This window comes from Streptomyces gelaticus (genome assembly GCF_014649535.1).
Taxonomy (GTDB): Bacteria; Actinomycetota; Actinomycetes; order Streptomycetales; family Streptomycetaceae; genus Streptomyces; species Streptomyces gelaticus.
This window is the reverse complement of record NZ_BMTF01000021.1, coordinates 1-19973: the sequence shown is the minus strand read 5'-3', so window position 1 is coordinate 19973 and position 19973 is coordinate 1. Positions and strand designations below refer to the sequence as shown.

Genomic DNA, 19973 nt, shown 5'->3' with positions numbered 1-19973 from the left:
ACTGACATCGCCGACCTCGACCCGTCCCAAGGGGTGTTCCCGGCCCTCGCCGGGGCGCTTTTCCGCCCGTCGTGCGGCGGATGCGCCCCTCTTTCACGCGAACTTCCGCGGTACGGGAACTTCGCCAGGTGTCCGTGCGCTTGCTTAAGGTGGCAGGTCTCGCAGGAAATCCAGTATCGCGATCGAAGGGACGTACATGCCCATGGGTCACACGGCCACCGCTCAGGCCGGCTCCGGCGGCTTGACAGCGACCGAGCACCGCCTGGCCAACGGCCTGCGCGTGGTGCTCTCCGAGGACCATCTGACCCCGGTCGCCGCGGTCTGCCTCTGGTACGACGTCGGTTCGCGCCACGAGGTCGAGGGGCGCACCGGACTGGCTCACCTCTTCGAGCACCTGATGTTCCAGGGGTCCGGCCAGGTCAAGGGGAACGGCCACTTCGAGCTGGTGCAGGGAGCCGGAGGTTCGCTCAACGGAACCACCAGCTTCGAGCGCACCAACTACTTCGAGACCATGCCGACGCACCAGCTGGAGCTGGCCCTGTGGCTGGAGGCCGACCGCATGGGGTCGCTGCTCGTCGCGCTCGACGAGGAGTCGATGGAGAACCAGCGCGACGTCGTCAAGAACGAGCGCCGCCAGCGCTACGACAACGTCCCCTACGGCACGGCGTTCGAGAAGCTGACGGCACTGGCCTACCCTGAGGGCCACCCGTACCACCACACCCCGATCGGCTCGATGGCCGACTTGGACGCCGCGACCCTGGAAGACGCCCGCACCTTCTTCCGTACGTACTACGCGCCCAACAACGCGGTGCTCTCCGTCGTGGGCGACATCGACCCCGAGCAGACGCTCGCCTGGATCGAGAAGTACTTCGGCTCCATCCCCTCCCACGACGGCAAGCAGCCGCCGCGCGACGGCTCGCTCCCCGAGATCATCGGCGAGCAGCTGCGCGAGGAGGTGCACGAGGAGGTTCCGGCGCGGGCGCTGATGGCCGCGTACCGGCTGCCGTACGACGGCACCCGCGAGTGCGACGCGGCCGACCTCGCGCTGACCGTGCTCGGCGGCGGCGAGTCGTCGCGGCTGCACAACCGCCTGGTCCGCCGTGACCGTACGGCCGTGGCGGCCGGGTTCGGGCTGCTGCGGCTGGCCGGCGCGCCCTCGCTCGGCTGGCTGGACGTCAAGACGTCCGGAGGCGTCGAGGTGCCGCAGATCGAGGCCGCGGTCGACGAGGAGCTCGCCCGGTTCGCCGCCGAGGGGCCCACGCCCGAGGAAATGGAGCGCGCCCAGGCCCAGTTGGAGCGCGAGTGGCTGGACCGGCTCGGTACGGTGGCCGGGCGCGCCGACGAACTGTGCCGGTTCGCCGTGCTGTTCGGTGACCCGCAGCTCGCCCTGACCGCTGTGCAGCGGGTGCTCGATGTCACCGCGGAGGAGGTCCAGGCGGTTGCCAAGGCCCAGCTGCGGCCCGACAACCGGGCGGTGCTGGTCTACGAGCCGGTCGAATCGGCCGAGCCCGCGGACGCCGCGGACACCGACGGGACCGATGCCGACGACACCGACGCGCACGAAGGAGCGGGCAAGTGACCGACGCTGCCGCGACTGGAGTTTCGATGCAGTACCACCCGCAGCCGGCCCCCGGCGTCGCCCGGCCCTGGGCCTTCCCCGCGCCGGAGCGCGGCGCCCTGCCCAACGGCCTCACGGTGCTGCGCTGCCACCGCCCCGGCCAGCAGGTCGTGGCGGTCGAGATCTTCCTCGACGCCCCGCTGGACGCCGAGCCCGAGGGCCTCGACGGCGTGGCCACGATCATGTCGCGGGCGCTGTCCGAGGGCACCGACAAGCACACCGCGGAGGAGTTCGCCGCCGAGCTGGAGCGCTGCGGCGCCACCCTCGACGCGCACGCCGACCACCCCGGCGTCCGGGTCTCCCTGGAGGTCCCGGCCTCCCGGCTGGCCAAGGCGCTCGCGCTGGTCGCCGAGGCGCTGCGGGCGCCCGCCTTCGCCGACAGCGAGATCGAGCGGCTGGTGCGCAACCGGCTCGACGAGATCCCGCACGAGCAGGCCAACCCGGCGCGCCGCGCGGCCAAGCAGCTCTCAAAGGAGCTCTTCCCGGCCGCATCGCGGATGTCGCGTCCGCGCCAGGGCACCGAGGAGACGGTGGAGCGGATCGACGCCGCGGCCGTGCGCGCCTTCTTCGACGCCCACGTCCGGCCGTCCGCGGCGACCGCCGTGGTCGTCGGTGACCTCACCGGGATCGACCTGGACGCGCTGCTCGCCGACACCCTCGGCGACTGGTCCGGAGAGGCCGTCGAGCGCCGTCCCGCGCCGCCCATCACGGCTGACGACACCGGCCGTGTGGTGATCGTCGACCGTCCGGGAGCGGTGCAGACGCAGCTGCTGATCGGCCGGATCGGTGCCGACCGCCACGACAGCGTGTGGCCGGCCCAGGTGCTCGGCACGTACTGCCTGGGCGGCACGCTTACCTCCCGTCTCGACCGGGTGCTGCGCGAGGAGAAGGGCTACACCTACGGCGTGCGGGCCTTCGCCCAGGTGCTGCGGTCGTCGGCCCCGGACTCCGCCTCCGGCGCGACCGGCGCCGCGATGCTGGCCATCAGCGGCTCGGTCGACACGGAGTCCACCGAGCCCGCGCTCAAGGACCTGTGGACGGTTCTGCGGACGCTGGCGGCCGAGGGGCTGACCGACGAGGAGCGTGAGACAGCGGTCCAGAACCTCGTGGGTGTCGCACCGCTGAAGTTCGAGACGGCGGCCTCCGTCGCGGGCACCCTCGCCGACCAGGTCGAGCAGCACCTCCCCGACGACTACCAGGCGCAGCTGTACGCCCGGCTCGCGGAGACCGGCACGGTCGAGGCGACCGCGGCGGTCGTCAACGCCTTCCCGGGGGACCGGCTGGTCACGATCCTCGTCGGCGACGCGGCACGGATCGAGGAGCCCGTCCGGGCTCTGGGCATCGGAGAGGTGTCGGTGGTCACCGGCTGACGATCGGCACCGTCCGGCCGGCGCAGGCCGAACGGTGCCGATCGCGTATATCGCAACACATCAGCACAAAGAGAAGGCCTCTGTGAGCGGGATCTCGCAGGGGTCTTCCCTTTTGTCCGTTCTGGTGGAGAGGTTGCCCGTCTGCCCTGTGGGATGCGCTACAAAACGGCCTGTCCGTTTGGTGAATGAAAGTGGCCCCGCTTAGCGTCGGCTCGGCTGTCCGTCACTCGTATGCCGCATCCGCGACGTACCGGACAGTCATCGCCGAGTCCCCGTCCGGCGCGAGCCCGGGGAGCCGGGGACCCACGCAGTCCCTGGGGTGAATCGGATGCCTGAGCCTCGATGGGGCCGGGGTGTCCGTAGGAGACCTTCCTGCTCCGAACCCGTCAGCTAACCCGGTAGGCGAGAAGGAAGGAAAGGACCAGCCACTTCATGGCGTTCACCCGTGCCACCGGGAAGCACCGTGCCCCGAGCCGACTGAAGCGCGGGAGCGCGAAGGCCGTCGGCGTCGCGGCTCTGGCCACCACCGGCGTCATCGGCGGCCTGGCCGCTCCCGCCCTCGCCGCGGACTCCGGGACCCCCTCCGTGAGCGACACCGGCCTCGGCCAGGTCATCGCCATCGACGAGACCCTCGCCGACCGGATCGACGCCCAGGCCGACGCGCAGCAGCACCAGGCCGACGCGGCGGCGAAGGCGAAGGCGGAGGCCCGGCGGAAGGCCGAGGCCGAGAAGAAGGCAAAGGCAAAGGCCAAGGCGGAGGCGGACGCGAAGCGGGCTGCCGAGGCCCGCGCCGAGAAGGCGCGCGCCGCTCGGTCCGCCGAGCGGACCCGGCTGGGCTCCTTCCGGCTCCCGGTCGCCGGTTCGTACGTCTCCACCGGATACAAGTCCAGCGGCTCGCTCTGGTCCTCCGGCAGACACTCCGGCATCGACTTCCACGCCGCGTCCGGCAGCTCCGTCGTCGCCGTCGGCGCCGGTACGGTCGTCGAGGCCGGCTGGGGCGGCGCGTACGGCAACAACATCGTGCTCCGGATGACGGACGGCACGTACACGCAGTACGGCCACCTCTCCTCGATCGGCGTCTTTGTCGGCCAGAGCGTCGGTGCGGGCCAGCAGATCGGTCTCTCCGGCTCGACCGGCAACTCCACCGGGCCGCACCTCCACTTCGAGGCCCGCACGACGCCGTCGTACGGCTCCGACATGGACCCGGTCGCCTACCTGCGCGCCCACGGTGTCAACGTCTGACCGACGCCCCGTCGCAGCGCACCGCCGAAGGCCCCGGCACCGGCTTGGGTTCCAGTGGTCGTTGCAACACCGCCTGGTTTCAGGTGGTGAGTAGATCACGTTGACGCTCGGCCGGGGTAGCCCGGCCGAGCGTCTTGCGTGGGCGGCCGTTGAGTTCCTGGGCGACGTGTTAGAGGTCTTCTGGACTGTGGAGGCTCAGGTCGGCGCCTTGGGGAAGTACTGGCGCAGGAGTCCGTTGATGTTCATCGTTCCCGTTCATGGGCCACCGGTTCGCCGGGGCCCCGTCGATTGCCAAGGAAGCCCTGGAGAAGGCCCGGTTCGTCGTCCGAGGAGGCGGACGGGAACGGCGGCAGCGCCACGGCCGCACCGGTCACAAGAAGGGTGGCTGGGCCGTTCCGTCCCATCGGCTTCAGGCGAGGTCGGCGGAGGGCTCGGTTGCGTAGCGGCTCATCGCGTCAGTGTTGGCCTGGGGCGTCAGCCGCCGACCGTCGGCGAGTACTTCCTGGAGGTCTCGGAAGTACTGCACGTACAGGTCGGGGGTGAATGTGCTGAGCATGACGGCGGGCTGGTCGGTCAGGTTGGCGAAGGTGTGCGGGGTGCCTGGCGGAACCATCACGAGCGTGCCCGTGGTGGCGTCGTGGTCCTTGTCCCCGACGGTGAACCGAACGGTGCCGGAGAGGACGTAGAAGCTCTTGTCGTGTTGGGCGTGGTGGTGCTGCGGCGGTCCCTGGGTGTGCGGGGCGAGGATGGACTCGGCGATCGCGAGGCGGTGCCCGGTGTGGCTGCCGTCCTCCAGGACGCGCATGCGCGTGGTGCCCAGAACGATCGTCTCGCCGTCGCCGGGACTCACCACTGATACCGCGGGGTCGGCTTGCGGCTCGCTGTTTTTCGCTTCTTCGGTCATGCTCACCAGTGCACCGCCGGGGTCCTGCCAGTGTCCAAGACCCATCCCGCAGCAGCGATACCTCGTGAGTATCGTTGCAGCGTGGAACTACGGACCTTGCGCTACTTCGTGGCGGTCGCCGAAGAACTCCACTTCGGCCGGGCCGCCACCCGACTCCACATGAGTCAGCCGCCGCTGAGCCGGGCGATCAAGCAGTTGGAGGCCGACATCGGGGCCCTGCTCTTCGCCCGCTCGCCCACCGGCGTCACGCTCACTCCGGTGGGCACGGTGCTGCTCGACGAGGCGCGGGCCCTACTCGACCATGCCGACCGCGTCCGCGTACGCGTGAGCGCGGCGGCCGGCGTCGCGACCCTCACCGTCGGCATCCTGGGCGACGGCACCGACCCCGGGGTATCCAGGCTGGCCGCAGCCTACCGACGACGCCACCCCGGCATCGACATCCGCATCCGCGACACCGATCTGACCGACCCGACGTGCGGGCTGCGCGCCGGACTGGTCGACGTCGCCCTCACCCGGGCGCCGTTCGACGAGACCACCCTGACGGTGCGTGCGCTGCGAACCGATCCGGTCGGTGTGGTCCTGCGCGCCGACGATCCGCTGGCCCGCTGCGACCGGCTGCGGCTGGCCGAGCTGAGCGACCGCCGCTGGTTCCAGTTCCCTCGGGGCACCGACCCCATCTGGCAGTCGTACTGGAACGGTGGCAGGCCGCGCGAGGGCCCCGTGGTGCGCGCAGTCCAGGAATGCCTGCAGGCCGTGCTGTGGAACGGCACGGTCGGCCTGTCCCCGCTCGGACACGACCTGCCCGCGGATTTGGCCGTGGTGCCGCTGACCGGCATGACGCCGAGCCGAGTGGTAGCGGTGTGGAACGAAGGTGACACCAACCCTCTGGTCCGATCATTCATCGAGATCGCGACAGCCGCGTACCGTCGCTGAGCGCTGGCAACCGATGCTGCCGTAGTTCGTGAACGATTCGAACGCCGCAGCCTCGTGGTGAACATCTGCTGCCCCTTCCCGGGTTCTGGTGAAACTTCCGCGATGACGGCCTGCCGATCGCTGCGTCGGCTCGGTAAGCGTGCGGAAACTGCAGGTCAGCGGGCCGGAACGAGCACGAGTGCAGGCGGGGTGGCACCGCAGAAGTTGGGCCAGAACCACATCCCGTAATCAGTGCAGGTGTACGGAATCAACGATGACGCCGTAAAACGAGATGTGTGATTCGCGGGGACCATTCAGGTCCGCCTCGGGCAGGAATGCAGAGATTCCGCTCGTTCGGGCGCCGGAAATTTCGGGTTCTCCCCGGACGCCCCAATTCCGGGACGAGAAAGAGCCGCGGATCCGGTTCAGGGTTCCGCGGCTCTTTCGGGAAAGATGTTTCAGACGGTCTCCGGAAGCTCCTCGAGCCCCTCGGCGACCAGTTTGGCCAGACGGTCCAGGGCGGCTTCGGAGTCGTCGGCCTCGGAGGCGAGCACGATCTCCTCGCCGCCCTGTGCGCCGAGACCGAGGACCGCGAGTATGGAGGCGGCGTTCACCGGGTTGCCGTCGGCCTTGGAGATCGTCATCGGGATGCCGGAAGCCGTGGCGGCACGGACGAAGATGGAAGCGGGGCGGGCGTGCAGGCCCTCGGCCCAACCGATGTTGACGCGGCGCTCAGCCATGGTTCTGCCTCTCATGAATCCAAAGTTGTCTAGACCAGTCTCTCACGCGGCGCGCAGCGCTCCGGCCGACCCCGGGAGCGCCCGCGATGCCCGGGGGTGCCGCCGATCGGCCCTCTCAGACTGCCCCGGGCCCGAGACGTACGCGACCGCAGGCCGAGTCGTAGTCTTTGCCCATGCAGCCCGCCCCGGAGCAGAGTCCGCATCACGCCTATCCCGACCACTGGGAAGCGGACGTGGTCCTCCGCGACGGAGGTACCGCGCGGATCAGGCCCATCACCACGGACGACGCCGAACGGCTGGTCAGCTTCTACGAGCAGGTCTCCGACGAATCGAAGTACTACCGGTTCTTCGCTCCGTACCCCAGGCTGTCCGACCGGGACGTGCACCGCTTCACCCACCACGACTACGTCGACCGGGTGGGACTCGCCGTCACGGTCGGCGGCGAGTTCATCGCGACCGTCCGCTACGACCGCATCGACGAGCGCGGCAGGCCCGCCTCCGCACCCGCCGACGAGGCCGAGGTCGCCTTCCTCGTCCAGGACGCGCACCAGGGCCGCGGCGTGGCCTCGGCGCTCCTCGAACACATCGCGGCCGTCGCCCGTGAGCGCGGGATCCGCCGCTTCGCCGCCGAGGTGCTGCCCGCCAACACCAAGATGATCAAGGTGTTCCGGGACGCCGGGTACACCCAGCAGCGCAGCTTCGAGGACGGCTCCGTCCACCTCACCCTGGACCTCGAACCGACCGCCGAGTCCCTCGCCGTCCAGCGCGGCCGGGAGCAGCGGGCGGAGGCGCGGTCCGTGCAACGCCTGCTGGCCCCCGGCTCCGTCGCCGTCATCGGTGTCGGCCGGACCCCCGGCGGCGTCGGCCGCACGGTCCTGCGCAACCTCCTCGGCGCCGGCTTCACCGGCCGTACGTACGCCGTGAACCGCGCCTTCGCCGCCGACCGGGCCACGGTCGACGGCGTCCCCGCCCACCGCTCGATCGGCGAGATCGGCGAACCGGTCGATCTCGCGGTCGTCGCCGTCCCCGCCGACCGGGTTCCGGAAGCCGTCGCGGACTGCGGCGAACACGGCGTCCAGGGCCTGGTCGTCCTCTCCGCCGGATACGCCGAATGGGGCGCCGAGGGCCGGGAGCGGCAGCGTGAACTGGTCCGCCAGGCCCGCTCGTACGGAATGCGGATCATCGGCCCGAACGCCTTCGGCCTGATCAACAACGCGGAAACGGTTCGGCTGAACGCCTCGCTCGCCCCCGAGCCGCCCGCTCCCGGGCGCATCGGCCTGTTCACCCAGTCCGGGGCGATCGGCATCGCGCTGCTCTCCGGGCTCTACCGGCGCGGCGCGGGTCTTTCCACCTTCATCTCCGCGGGCAACCGTGCCGACATCTCGGGCAACGACTTCCTCCAGTACTGGTACGAGGACCCCGACACCGACGTCGCCCTGCTGTACCTCGAATCACTCGGCAACCCCCGCAAGTTCACCCGCCTCGCGCGGCGCACCGCGGCGGTCAAGCCGGTCGTCGTGGTGAAGGGCGCCCGGCACAGCGGCTCCACCCCGCCCGGCCACGCGGTACCGATCAGCCGGATCCCGGACGCGACGGTCTCGGCGCTCATGCGGCAGGCGGGCGTGATCCGCGTCGACACCGTGACGGAGATGGTCGACGCGGGCCTCCTGCTCGCCGACCAGCCGCTGCCGGCCGGCCCCCGGGTCGCGATCCTCGGCAACTCCGAATCGCTCGGCCTCCTCACGTACGACGCCTGCCTCGCCGAGGGGCTGCGCCCGCGCCCGCCCCTGGACCTCACCACCGCCGCCACCCCGCAGGACTTCAGGAACGCCCTGGCCGAGGCCCTCGCCGACGACGGCTGCGACTCGGTGGTCGTGACGGCCATCCCGTGGGTCGGCGAGGACGGCGAGGCGGAGGCGGGCGACGGAGAGGTGCTCGCTGCCGCGCTGCACACGGCCGCCGCCGCAGGCCCGGCCAAGCCGGTCGCCGTCGTCCATGTCGAGATCGGCGGGCTGGCGGAGGCCCTGGCCGCGGCCACCAGCACGGTCACCCAGCCGCGCCCCCCGGCGCAGCCGACCCCGGCCGAGCCCGTCGCCCCCGCCGTCCCGGCCGGCCCCGTCCCGGCGCCCGCGGCTCCCCCCGCGCGCGACGGCGCCCCCGGCACCCGCACCGGCCGGATCCCCGCCTACCCCGCCGCCGAACGGGCGGTGCGCGCCCTGGCCGAAGCGGTGCGGTACGCCCAGTGGCGACGTCAGGGCGCCGTGCCCGGCAAGGTGCCCGAGTTCCTCGACGACACCATCGACGCATCGGGTGCCGCCGAGCTCATCGACACCCTCCTCGGCCCCGAACCCGACCCGCGGGGCCGGCCGCTCGCCCACGAAGAGGCACGCGAACTCCTGGGCCGCTACGGCATCACCGTACGGCCGACGCTCCCGGCACCCGACCCGGACACCGCCGTCGCCGCCGCGGCCCGGCTCGGCTATCCCGTGGCGCTGAAGACCACCGCGCCGCACCTGCGCCACCGGGCCGACCTCGGCGGTGTCCGGCTGGACCTCGCCAACGAGACCGCGCTGCGCCGGGCGTACGGCGAACTGACCGACCTGCTCGGCAAGCCCGCCGAGCTCCGGCCCGTCGTCCAGGCCATGGCACCGCGCGGCGTCGACACCGTCGTACGGGCCACGATCGACCCGGCGGCGGGCGCCGTCCTGTCCTTCGGGCTCGCGGGCGCGCCCTCCGAGCTCCTCGGCGACACCGCCCACCGCCTCGTCCCGGCCACCGACCGCGACGCCGCGGAGCTGATCCGGTCCATCCGGGCGGCCCCGGTGCTGTTCGGCTGGCGCGGTGCGGCGCCCGTGGACACCGCGTCCCTCGAAGAGCTGCTGCTGCGGGTCTCCCGGCTGGTCGACGACCACCCCGAGGTGGTCTCCATCGCTCTGGAACCCGTCGTGGTCGCCACCCAGGGGCTGACCGTGCTCGGCGCGAGCGTCCGCCTCTCGCCGCCCCCGCCCCGCACCGACCTCGGCCCCCGCCGCCTGCCCAACTACTGACCCGGGCGGTGTCACGTCCGAGCGGCCCGGTCCGCCCTGCCGCACGACGTCCCCGGCAGTCATCCGGCCCCCGTAGGATGGTGCTCATGGCAAAGACCGGTACGACGACCCAGGGGCTGCGCGCGGCGATCGAGCGCAGTGGCTACTACCCGGCCCTCGTGGCCGAGGCGGTGGAGGCCGCCGTGGGCGGTGAGCCGGTCGCTTCGTACCTGGTGCACCAGGAGACCACGTTCGACTCCAACGAGGTGCGCCGCCATGTCACGGTCCTGGTCCTGACGGACAACCGTTTCATCGTCAGCCACACCGACGAGCAGAACGCCGACACCAGCTCCCCGTCCCCGTACGCCACCACCTCCACGGAGTCGGTCAAGCTCGACCGGATCTCCTCGGTCGTGGTCAGCCGGGTCGTGGCCAACCCCGAGAAGTACGTGCCGGGCACGCTGCCCCGCGAGGTCGTCCTCACCATCGGCTGGGGCGCGGTCTCCCGGATCGACCTGGAGCCGGCCGCCTGCGGCGACCCCAACTGCGAGGCCGACCACGGCTACACCGGCAACTCCACCGCCGACGACCTGAGCCTGCGGGTCAGCGAGGCCGGCGACGGCCCGGACACCGTGCGCCAGACCCTCGCCTTCGCCCAGTCGCTCTCCGAGGCCACGGCCGCGATCGCAGCGACCGGCCGCTGATGGCGCAGCCGGCCTGGCAGGAGCCCGATCCGCTCGCCGTCGACAGCGCCCCGGTCCCGGAGTACGGCAGCGGCTCGCTCTGCGATCTGCTGCCCACGCTCGTCGCCGGACAGGGCGTGCCCGGCTTCACCGCGGCGATCCCCGAACTCACCCCCGCCGACCGGAACTGCGTGTTCCTGATCGACGGCCTGGGCTGGGAGCAGATCAAGGCCCACCCCGACGAGGCACCGTTTCTGCACTCCCTGCTCCCCACCTCGCGCGGCGGCACCGGCCGTCCGATATCGGCGGGTTTCCCGGCCACCACGGCCACCTCGCTGGCCTCGGTCGGCACCGGGCTCCCGCCCGGGGAGCACGGCCTGCCCGGCTACACGGCACGCAATCCGGAGACCGGCGAGCTGATGAACCAGCTCCGCTGGAAGCCCTGGACCTCCCCGAAGGCCTGGCAGCCGTACCCCCCCGTCTTCAAGCTCGCCGATGCCGCGGGCGTGCGCACCGCCCAGGTCTCCGCCCCCGCCTTCGAGCAGACCCCGCTCACCAAGGTCGCGCTCAGCGGCGGCTCGTTCCTGGGCCGGCTGTCCGGCGAGGAGCGGATGGACACCGCCGCCGAGCGGCTTGCCGCGGGCGACCGGTCGCTCGTCTACACGTACTACAGCGAGGTCGACGGCAAGGGCCATCGCTTCGGCGTCGACTCCGACGCCTGGCGCGGACAACTGATGTACGTGGACGGTCTGGCCCAACGCCTGGCCGAGCAGCTCCCGCCCCGCTCGGCGCTGTACGTCACCGCCGACCACGGCATGATCGACATCCCGTTCGACGAGCAGTCCCGGATCGATTTCGACGAGGACTGGGAACTGCGCGCGGGCGTGGCCCTGCTCGGCGGCGAGGGCCGGGCCCGTCATGTGTACGCCGTCCCGGGAGCCGAGAACGATGTGCTGGCCGTCTGGCAGGAAGTGCTCGGCGAGCAGTTCTGGGTGGCGAGCAGGGACGAGGCGATCGCGGCCGGCTGGTTCGGCCCGAAGATCGACGGGCGTGTGCACGGCCGGATCGGCGACGTCGTCGCGGCGGCCCACGACGACGTGGTGATCACCGCCTCCGTCAATGAACCGCACGAGTCCGCGATGGTCGGCATGCACGGCTCGATGACCCCCGCCGAGCAGTTCGTCCCGCTCCTCGAAGTACGCTCGTAACCGCTTTTTCCCCCACCGGTCACCGCTTCTCCTGCCGCCCGAAAGGTGCTCAGCCCCTCATGCCCGAGCTTGCGTTCTTCTCCGGAACGATGGACTGCGGAAAGAGCACGCTGGCGCTGCAAATTGCGCACAACCGGTCGGCAAGGGGGCTGCAGGGCCTGAACTTCACTCGGGACGACCGCGCGGGGGAGGGGAAGCTCTCTTCACGGCTCGGGCTGGTCACCGAGGCGGTCGAGGCGGTGGCGGGCATGGATCTGTATGCCTATGTCGTCGACCGGGTGTCGCAGGGCGGCAGGGTCGACTACCTGATCGTGGACGAGGCGCAGTTCCTGGAGCCGGTGCAGATCGATCAGTTGGCGCGGGTCGTGGATGACCTGGGCCTGGATGTCTTCTCCTTCGGGATCACCACTGACTTCCGCACGGAGCTCTTCCCCGGCTCGCGGCGGCTGATCGAACTGGCGGACCGCGTGGAGACGCTCCAGGTGGAGGCGATGTGCTGGTGCGGGGCGCGTGCCACGCACAATGCCCGCACGGTGGGTGGCGAGATGGTGGTCGAGGGTGAGCAGGTCGTGGTCGGTGACGTGAGCAGTCCCGCTACGGAGGTCGGCTACGAGGTGTTGTGCCGACGTCACCATCGTCGCCGTATGACAAGCGGTTCGGTCCGCGCCGGCGCGCTCTCGCCTGACGTCCTGCCGGTGACCTCCGACTGACGGCTGCCGACCGAACGCGCCGGTCACCGCCTGCCCACCGCTGTCCGCACTGCGACCGGTGCGCTGCCGGTGCCGGAGGTGGGCGACCGCAACGCCGCCGGACCGGACACCGTGCCGAACAGGAGCGCGGCGGAATGCGGCGGAGGCTGAACACGGCCGGGCGAGCCCGTGGCACCAAGGCAGCAGGGGTGCGGCAGGCGCCCTGATCCCCCGGAGGTGCAGCCTCCGGGGGACGGGCGCCTGCCGCGTCCGTACGGTGCGCGGGGCGCGGGCGGCCGGCCGCCGCCCGGCGACGCAGCCGGATTTCCTGTGTGTCCGAGCCGGTTTCTCAGCCGGTGCAGGTCACCTTCAGCGCGGAGATCGCGTGGTGCTCGTAGTTGTTGTCCTCGCCCCGGTCGTGCAGTCGCACGGAGAGCTTCTGGGCGTCGACGGAGAAGGTGCCCGGCACGTTGTACCAGGTGCCGCGACGCTCCTGCTGGCGGACGTAGTAGGAGCCGACCAGGTTGCTGGTCCTGGGCAGGAAGCGGTCGTACACGGTGTAGTAGCTCGGGTTGCCACCGACCCGCGCGATGTCGGAACTCCCGGGCACATGGACGGAGATGCTGCACTTCCTGGCGGTGGCGGGCAGGTCGAACAGCCAGGTCGCCGATCCGCCCGAGTCCTTGGAGGAACTGCCGGACATCGGCATGGAAAGGTACTTCCCCGCGCAGCCGTACCCGCCGAAGCCGCCGCTGTGGGTGGCCCAGCCCTCCTTGCCGTCGCTGTAGTACCCCGACTTCTGGAAGCGCTGGGTGGGGCACTCCGGTCCCGACACGCCGCTGTACACCACGGCGGGTGCCGACTTGGGCGCCGAACCGGCCGAGGGGGCCTTGGTGGGAGTGTCCGAGCCCGCGCCGGCTGGGGCCTTGTCGCCGGAACCGCTCTTCGCCGTCCTGTCGGCCGAGCCCGTGGTGCCCTTGCCGCCCTTGGCCGCCTCCTCGGCCGACCCGTCCGCGGGCTTCCGTCCGTCCCCGGTGTCCGCGCGTACGTCACCGACGGGGCCCTTGTCACCCCGGGCCGGGCCACCACCCGGCTTGTCGCCGCCGACGGCCCGTTTGCCCTCGGGGCTGTCGGGGTCGGTGCCCGGTACGTAGCCACCGGCCCGACCGTCCTCCTTCCATGCCGCCGCCGCTTCGGTGTTCCCGGGCTTGGCCTCGTCCTTCTGGGCGCCCGCCACGACGAACGGGGTCGCGAGGAGCAGCGCACCGGCGAAGGCGGCCGCGACCACCATCGGGCGCGACACCCGGCCGGGGCGCTCCGGGGCACCGCCCTCGCCCGCCGCGGCATCGCCGGGAGGGCTGGACGAAGCCGCAGCGGAGACGGCGGCCGTGGTGGTGGCCCTCCCGGCCGCGACGGCCGCCGCGGTGGAGCCGGCCGTCGTGGCAGCGGCAACCGGCTCCGGGGCGGTCCTCCCGGAAGCGGTCTCCTCGGAAACTGCCTCCTCCGAAGCGGAGCGCCCCCCTGCGGGCGTCGGTTCGGCGGCGGCGGTGGCGGACGACGACGTGCTCGCCCCGGTCGTCCTCCCGGCGGTGCTCTCCGCGACGCCCGACGAGGCCGCGGAGGCAGTGCCCGCAGCAGTGGTGGTGGCGGTGGTGGCCACCACCGCGGTCGTTCCGGCCGTCGGCGCCGCCTCTTCCTGGGCAACCGCCGAGTCCTCACCGCCCGGGTGTTCCCCGGTCTCGGACGCGGTCCTGCCGATGGAGACCCCGGCCGCGTGCACCACCGCCGGGGCCTCGGCCTCGGGTTCCCCGGTCTCCTCCGGGCCGGACTTCGACGAGGTCGGTGTCCGCGCGCCGCCGTCCTTGCCGCCGGTGACCGAAGTGCCCCCGCCCTCTGTCACCGTGCGGGACGAGGGCGCGGACGGGGCGCCTATGCTCCCGGGAACCGCCCCCTGCGAACTGTCCGGAGCCGTTCCGCCCGAGGCCCCGCTCCGGCCGTTGCCGGACTCACTCTCCTCGCTGGTCCGCTCTCGCTTCACAGGTCGCCCCTCTTTCCCTGTCATTGGTTCTCTTCATCCTCTTCGTTTGCTGATGAGAGCACTCGGTGCCCGCCCCTGCCGGGCGATGTGACGGGATGTCACGTCTGCTCGTAACCCCGGTTCTCGTTTTCGGCCGTCAGCCGGTCCGTGGCGTCGTGCAAGTGGCTGCCCTGGCGCTGGAACTGCGGGAACCCGCCGCGTACGTGGTTCATCACCCCGGACCCATCACGCAGGTGGACATCGAGTACCTGGAGCAGGGGGGACGGCCCCGAGGAAGCCGGGCCCGACAACTTCACGGCCTCCAGGGTATCGAGCATTTCGATGCTGTCCGGTGACCTCCGAGTGGCTCCCCCGCCACGATCCACGCACCGCGGCGCTGGGCGACGGGGTCCGCGAGCAGACTCGGCACACCCGTGACGCACTCGGAGCCGTCCGACGGTCCGGCGTGGCCGGCCTCGGTGGCGGGCGGGTACCGGAGACGTCCGGGTACGGCATGTGCCGCGTCCGTCGCCGGCTCCCGCCGTCGCCACTGCTGATCCCCGCCGGTGACGCGTGGCCCGGCGTACGCCGCCGGGGTCACACATCACCTGGAGCCCTCCGTAGACCCGGCCGAAGCAGACCGGACGTCCGTCCGCGGAGTTGGTTCCGGGCCCCCGAGCCCGTGGTACATCCGCATGACCTCGGGCGAGAACGGCTTCCCGTACACCAGCCCGGTGAAGACCTCCGCCACGAACTCACGGGGGTTGCCGGCGGCGTAGGCGCTCACCCCAAGGGCGAGAGCCTGATGGGGTACGGCGTCGCCGCCCTGCCCGCTGCGGCCGGCGAACTGAGTGAAGGCCAGATCGTGGTACTGGGGCCGGGCGTTGGCGTAGTGCAGGAAGTGGCCCAGTTCATGCACCATCGTGCCGACGCCGGAGGGGTCGAGCTCGGTCGAGAGATAGCGGTACCGATCGCCGGCGAGCTTGTTGGTCAACGGATTGCCGACGACATCGGGCGAGGCGATCACCGCGTTGGGTGCGAGGTACTCGGCGCGCTGTAGCCGGCCCCCGCTCCGCTCGGCGACATGGTCGTTGTGGACTTCCAGGAACCGGCCGTACTTGGGCAGGTGCAGTTCGACATCGGGAACGTGGAAGCCGGCCTCCTGCACTGTGATCACGGCCTTGCGGAAGTTGTCGATCCGAGCGTCGCGGAGGCTGTCCGTGGGGTCCCCGTGGACAGTGACCTGTGTGCCGTGGATGTCCTCGACCACCGGGGTCAGGTTCCCGAGGTGGGAGCCGGTGTCGAGCGCCTCGGCCTGGTTGGCCCGGTCGAGATAGGAGTTGAGTTCCGGGTAGAGCGTGGAGCGGGTCAGGTCGTTGCGGGCGCTGTCCATCAACTCCCTTACACGATCGGCGGACACACCCGCCTCGACGGACACCCCACCAGCCGCCGCCTGGTCCCGCTTGGCCGCCAACTGCTGGCGCGAGAGCTCATCGGCAGCATCGAGCGCATCGTCCGACAAGGCGCCGTGGTGGGTGCGGTCGCCAGTGAAGATGTCGTGCGCGGTGTTGTTCGCCGGGTCGACCCGATCCGGCGACCGTCGGCTCGCGAAGTCGCTCACATCAGGATGGATACGGGCGTACCGGTCGAGAAGTTGTGCCTGGTGCGCGCGCTCGGCGATGCGCTGGTGCAGATGGTCCCGCTCGGACCGGACGTGCGCGGTGAGGCGGTCGACCGCCTCGGCACGGTCGCTGGGGCCGTTCTTGCCCGACTTCCACGCCTCCACGGCATCGAGGATGGCATTCAGCTGACGCTGGTTGATGTCATGGGCACCAGGCAGCTGCCGGCCGCCGTTCGCCCACTCGTGGACAGTCGTATCGATGCGCCGCAGAGCGTTGGAGCGCCGCGCCCGCGGCAGCGTCGACAGAGCCCGCCAACTGTCGATGATCTCGCTGTCCCCGACCCCGCGGCTATCGGTCGGGAGCGCGCCCGGCGTTGCCGTCGTCGGAGCGTCAGCGGGGGTACCGGGTGAGCGTGAGGTGGGCCAGCGGTCAAGGGTCGGGTCGGTGGTGGGGCGCTGGTTGCGCTGGATCGCGGGGTTCTCGCCCCGGGCGGTGAGGGGGTGGTCGTGGACGACGGTGCTGCGGTCGACGGTGTCCTCGATGGCGGCCAGATAGCGCTCCGGCAGCGGCGCCAGGCGCGCGGTGTCGGCCATCAAGCCATCGGTGTGGACGGCCATGCTGTCCGCGTTCCGGCGGAAGAGGAAGTCCCGGTCCCGGTACTCGTCGGGCAGGCCCAGGTAGTGCAAGACCTCGTGGATCATCACCGGCAGGTACCTGTGGTCCTCGGTGGCCGGCCCGAGGTTCCAGTGCCGCTGGTCGGAACGACCAGGGTTGTCGGACCGGCTCACGATCACATGCTCGGGGTGATCGTCGTCATGGACCAGTCGCAGCTCGACATTGAACTGATCACCGGAGCGCGGAAGCGCGTAGCCGACTGCGTTGAAGTGCTCGTCCAGTGCGCCTTGGACACCTGCCCGAAGGCCGGCCAGATCCTGCTCCGACAAGCCACTGCCGGCCAGACGGACGGGGAGCGTCACGACATGGTCACGCACCCATGTGCCGTTGTGGGCCTCGATGCGGGAGACCTCGGCGCGCATCAGCGTCTGCGAGCCGGCCAGCGTGCCGGGAACACGGTGGCGGCCCATGGCGTCGACGGCGGGGTCGAACCTCTCGACATGCAGACGCCCGATATGCCCCGACGGCACCTCCTTCCGACGCTCCACCCAGGTCGACGGGTCGGCGGGAAAGGGCACCTGGCGAGCTGGACGACTCGGCACCTGCGTATCTGACGGGCTATCGGGAACATGCGGCGGCGCCATGCTGACCGAAGGACCTGCCGCCGGCTGCTCGACAACCGGTCCGTCCAGCTGGCGCTCACTTTCCGCGGTGACCCAGTGGATTCCCCGGAAAGCCTCCAGCACACGGGGGGAGAACAGCGCTATCGCCTCCTTCCGCTGGAATGTCGGATAGGAGGAACCATCGAAGTCGGCAACACCCTCCGCACCCGCCTGCATGGCGAACCGCTGAAGCGGAGGGAACTTTTCGCCACCGGGGATCCGGTCCTCGATCATGGCGGGGCCACTGATCTGCGGCGCCAGGTTCTTGAGCTCCTTGGGGAACTGCGACGTATCCACGGAGGACACCTCCATGTGCTTGCGCAGAGCGGCGAAGTTCTTGGGAATCGCCTCCAGGAGCGAGGTGATGAACTCCGATCCCCGGGGCGCGACGATGAGGTGGTTGCCGAGGACTCCCGCGTCCCACCGAAGCCGCGCCGCCAGATCCACTTGCTCGTTCCGGTCGGCGGGAGCGTCCACCCCTGCCCTGGCCAGCGCGTCGGTGACGCTGGCCATGTCCCGCACGCGCGGGGCGAGCAGGGGAAGATCACCCGAACGCATGGTGATCTCTTCCATCGAGGACAGATCCACAGTTCCCGGATGCAGGTCCACGTCGGCGTAGACCCCGCCGAACCGCTCAAGGATCAGGTAGCGCGCGATGTCGGAGGCCAGGTTGTATGCCCCGTTCGCCACAGCCGTCTCGTAGACCTCCAGCACTTGCGGCCGGTCCGCCATCCGCAGGGAATCAAGCAAATCCTGGTGGACGGTGACGATCTGCTCAAGACGCGTGCGCACCGGTCCGCTCCACTCGGCGTACGTCGCGTCGGTCCACAGGTGCTGCTGCCAGCTGCCCCCGGCCGATCGCGCCCACGCCTCAAGGTTGTTCAACGCCCCCGCGCTCGGCTCCTCGCCCATCCAGAAGAAGTGAATGTCCTTGGGCACCGGGGTGAGCACACCGGCGGGCGTCGCCATCTCGGCAACCCGCTCCGCGTAGCGCGATTCGAGCTCACCGCGCAGTACGTGAAGGTTCTGAAGTTCCAATCGGCGCAGCAGGAGTCGGACCCGGGCGTCCTGGCCGCCCCTCACGGACTCGTCGACGTAGTCCATGAGCGCCTCGCGCCGGTCGGCGTCGAGTTGTGTCCGGTCGTGCGCCAGCAACCGCAGTACGCGTGCGGGCCCGTCGGCCACCGCCCAGATCCGGACCGCACGACGGGCCGCACGAGCCTCCGCGGCGGTCAGCGACGCCACGGGCGTCCCGGGAACCGGGGCGGCGGACTCGCCCTGGCCCCGGGACCGGGGAGCCTGGAGCAGGGAAGTGGCGGTCAGAGCATCCGGCTCTCCGCCCCACAGCCGGGAGATTTCTTCGTTCAATCGGCCGCGCAGCACGTTCCACACTGCCTGAGCACGCTCCAGCCCGGAGTCGGCTCTGCTCGGCATACCGCGCAGCGTCTGCCACTTGCTGCCGTTCCCGCCTCCTTCGACGTAAACCCGGAGCGGCTTCTCGTCGTGGGTGGCCCGGCGCACCGATTCGGCGGCGACCGAAGCCGAGAAGTCCTCGATCTTGGCCACCTGGTCCTGCCCGGGTCGCTTCGAACCCTCCCCGAAGGCGATCTCCGTGGCCGCGTGGAAGGACTCCCCCGACGGGGGCTCCGACGGCACCACGTCGCCGATCTCCGGCGCGCGAGAGGCCGGCCGGCCGTCGGCCTCGTGGGGCGCCGGTGGGGCGGGCTCAGTCCGCTCGGCCTCCGGACTGCTCTGCGCCAGGTCGTCGGACATCACCCGCTCCGCACTGCTCCGCGAGGCGGAGTTGAGGGCCTCGAAGATCATGTCCGAGAAGGTGGCGGTGTGCGGCACCGGTTCCCCGTGCGGGGCCGGGACGACGGCAGGGCCGGTTTCGAGTGACTCTCCCGCCACGATCCACGCACCGCGGCGCTGGGCGGCGGGGTCCGCGAGGAGACCCAGCACACCTCTGGCGCCGTCGGAGCCGTTCGACGGCCGGACGTGGCCGACCTCGGTGTCGGGCGCGTACCAGAGACGTCCGGGTATGGCACGTGCCGCGTCCGTCGCCACGCTCCCGCCGTCGCCACTGCGGATCTGCGCCGTCTCGCACGCGACCAGTACGACCGGAGCCGGGGGCTGCGCCGGATCCCTGAGCGTCTCCATGAAACGCGCGAACCGGGCACCGTCGACGACCAGCGGCCTTTCGCCCACCAGATGGAGTTCGATGCCGTTCTCGGTGCCGTGCGCGTCGAAGAACAGCGGCCTGACCGGCTCCTTCGCATCCTGTGCCGGTGCGCCGGTCCGCCAGGGGACCTCATTGGCCGGGGAGTCCGTGTCGCTGTCGGTGTCGAGTACGGCACCCCCTTCCTCCGTGGCCCGGTAGTGCGCGAACAAGACCTCGTCGGCGCGGTACTTCGTGTAGAAGTCCTTGCGTGGGGCCCAGTCCTGGTCGTTGTGCGAGGCGTATCCGATGACCTCGCCCGTGGCGTCCCGGATCGTGCGGAGGTTCTGGCGTGCCTGGGTGAAGGAGATCTTCCGGCCGTCGTTGCCGACGAGTTCGTCCTTTGGTGTCCCGTTGGCTTGTTCCTGCCGTTGTGGTGCGGGGTCGAGGCCGCTCAGCAGTGTGCCGTTGTTCGGTAGCAGTGTTGTGTCGGTACCGGACCTGCCG

13 protein-coding genes, 1 pseudogene and 1 riboswitch are annotated in these 19973 nt (G+C 71.0%); of the genes and pseudogenes, 8 read left to right on the top strand and 6 right to left on the bottom strand.

The genetic code is table 11. The annotated features are described in order from the left end of the window. The first annotated feature begins 196 nt into the window (after positions 1-196). From IE107_RS25760 to IE107_RS25750, 3 genes are all read left to right on the top strand, one after another. Positions 197-1579, top strand: a complete 1383-nt coding sequence (locus tag IE107_RS25760) for a M16 family metallopeptidase (protein WP_189546720.1) — start codon at positions 197-199, stop codon at positions 1577-1579. 26 nt (positions 1580-1605) lie between these two features. Next, the gene (locus tag IE107_RS25755; RefSeq protein WP_189546798.1) at positions 1606-2988 is read left to right on the top strand and encodes a M16 family metallopeptidase; all 1383 of its coding nucleotides are present in this window, start codon (positions 1606-1608) and stop codon (positions 2986-2988) included. A 252-nt stretch (positions 2989-3240) separates the two neighbouring features. After that, a riboswitch (cyclic di-AMP (ydaO/yuaA leader) is annotated at positions 3241-3407 on the top strand. A 13-nt stretch (positions 3408-3420) separates the two neighbouring features. Then, complete coding sequence (locus IE107_RS25750) at positions 3421-4230, top strand: M23 family metallopeptidase (RefSeq protein ID WP_189546719.1); 810 nt, start codon at positions 3421-3423, stop codon at positions 4228-4230. 79 nt (positions 4231-4309) lie between these two features. On the opposite strand, the pseudogene IE107_RS25745 reads toward IE107_RS25750, so the two are convergent. Further along, a pseudogene (locus IE107_RS25745) lies at positions 4310-4473 on the bottom strand (IS30 family transposase); the annotation flags it as partial. A 166-nt stretch (positions 4474-4639) separates the two neighbouring features. Then, a complete protein-coding gene (locus IE107_RS25740; RefSeq protein ID WP_189546718.1) occupies positions 4640-5134 on the bottom strand; it encodes a cupin domain-containing protein in 495 nt (164 codons plus the stop codon). An 81-nt stretch (positions 5135-5215) separates the two neighbouring features. Between IE107_RS25740 and IE107_RS25735 the strand changes: the two genes are divergently transcribed. After that, positions 5216-6067, top strand: coding sequence for a LysR family transcriptional regulator (locus IE107_RS25735; protein ID WP_229867246.1), 852 nt, complete (start codon positions 5216-5218; stop codon positions 6065-6067). 437 nt (positions 6068-6504) lie between these two features. Here IE107_RS25735 and IE107_RS25730 read toward each other — a convergent pair whose 3' ends face one another. Continuing rightward, entirely contained in the window at positions 6505-6786 is a 282-nt protein-coding gene (locus tag IE107_RS25730; RefSeq protein WP_189546717.1) for an HPr family phosphocarrier protein, read from the bottom strand. 173 nt (positions 6787-6959) lie between these two features. Here IE107_RS25730 and IE107_RS25725 point away from each other — a divergent pair, with 173 nt between their 5' ends. The 4 genes from IE107_RS25725 (at position 6960) to IE107_RS25710 (ending at position 12413) form a co-directional block, all read left to right on the top strand. Continuing rightward, on the top strand, positions 6960-9833 hold the full coding sequence (locus IE107_RS25725; RefSeq protein ID WP_189546716.1) for a bifunctional acetate--CoA ligase family protein/GNAT family N-acetyltransferase: 2874 nt from the start codon (positions 6960-6962) through the stop codon (positions 9831-9833). 86 nt (positions 9834-9919) lie between these two features. Then, positions 9920-10516 carry a DUF5998 family protein gene (locus IE107_RS25720; RefSeq protein WP_189546715.1) on the top strand — a complete coding sequence of 199 codons (597 nt, stop codon included), beginning with the start codon at positions 9920-9922 and terminating at the stop codon, positions 10514-10516. Continuing rightward, positions 10516-11703, top strand: coding sequence for an alkaline phosphatase family protein (locus IE107_RS25715; RefSeq protein ID WP_189546714.1), 1188 nt, complete (start codon positions 10516-10518; stop codon positions 11701-11703). The genes IE107_RS25720 and IE107_RS25715 overlap by 1 nt, the downstream gene beginning before the upstream one ends. 59 nt (positions 11704-11762) lie before the next feature. Further along, a complete protein-coding gene (locus IE107_RS25710; protein ID WP_189546713.1) occupies positions 11763-12413 on the top strand; it encodes a thymidine kinase in 651 nt (216 codons plus the stop codon). Positions 12414-12741: 328 nt separating this feature from the next. On the opposite strand, the gene IE107_RS25705 is transcribed toward IE107_RS25710, so the two are convergent. The 3 genes from IE107_RS25705 to IE107_RS25695 all read right to left on the bottom strand — a co-directional run. Then, entirely contained in the window at positions 12742-14430 is a 1689-nt protein-coding gene (locus IE107_RS25705) for a hypothetical protein (RefSeq protein ID WP_189546712.1), read from the bottom strand. Between the two features lie 98 nt (positions 14431-14528). Continuing rightward, complete coding sequence (locus IE107_RS25700; protein WP_189546711.1) at positions 14529-14726, bottom strand: hypothetical protein; 198 nt, start codon at positions 14724-14726, stop codon at positions 14529-14531. A gap of 287 nt (positions 14727-15013) precedes the next feature. After that, positions 15014-19973 (bottom strand): glycosyltransferase (locus tag IE107_RS25695; protein ID WP_268246616.1); only part of this gene is annotated, 4960 nt, incomplete at its 5' end.